The sequence below is a fragment of the Streptomyces carpinensis genome, assembly GCF_002154505.1.
Lineage (GTDB): Bacteria > Actinomycetota > Actinomycetes > Streptomycetales > Streptomycetaceae > Streptomyces > Streptomyces carpinensis.
The window spans coordinates 1-787 of sequence record NZ_MUBM01000800.1; the positions used below are offsets into that span (position 1 = coordinate 1).

The window sequence follows — 787 nt, forward strand, 5'->3', positions numbered from 1 at the left end:
GTGCCAGGGGGCCGGTTTGCGGGGGAAGAGCTGCGCGGGCCGTGCTCAGGCGAACTCGGGGGCCGGGGCCTGGGGGCCGCCGAGGGCGTTGCGCCGCTCGGGCATCGAGAGGGTGACCATGCGATGCCAGCCGGCGAGGCGTTCGTAGGCGTACACGGCGTGGATGCCGGCCGCCAGGAGGGCGGACCGCGTCCGTGACCAGCCGAGGATGCGGCCCATGCGGGCCATGACCGCCAGGCTCACGTCGCGGTGCACCCGGATCTCGGCGAGCGCGCAGGCGCGCAGCGTCCGCTGGATGGTGCGGCCGTGTCCGGCGGCGGCGAGGCGAAGCAGTTCCTCGTGGCAGTACGCGAGGTGGTTGTCCTCGTCGCCGGCGATCATCTTCACGGCACGGCCCAGGTCCGGGTGGTCGCCGAAGTGCCGGCGCAGCAGGTCCATCTGTTCGGAGGCGCGCTGTTCGGTGACCCGGCTGTGCGCGAGGTAGACGACGATGTCGGCTTCGGTGAGCGGCTCGTCCGACCTGAGCCGGTCGTGCGCGAGGCCGATGCCCTGGCGTTCCAGAAGCATGGTGTAGTCGGTCTCCGGAGGCACCGCGACCGGNNGGGGCGAGCTCGCGCGCGCCCTCCGGCACGAGCGCGGCGATCCGCCCGTTCTCCCAGCCGCCCTGTGCCTCTCCGCCGGCCGCGATGGAGCAGAACAGCCGGAAGGACTCGTCGTGGTCGAGGATCTCCTGGAACAGACCCCTCGGTGAGAGCATCGTGGGCCACCTCCCTGCCGGACCGCCGGA

General features: G+C 72.7%; 1 pseudogene. It reads right to left on the minus strand.

The window, feature by feature from the left end:
• Nucleotides 1-45: 45 nt before the first annotated feature.
• Nucleotides 46-757: pseudogene (locus tag BZY54_RS48880) on the minus strand (ferritin-like domain-containing protein).
• Between the last annotated feature and the right edge of the window lie 30 nt (nucleotides 758-787).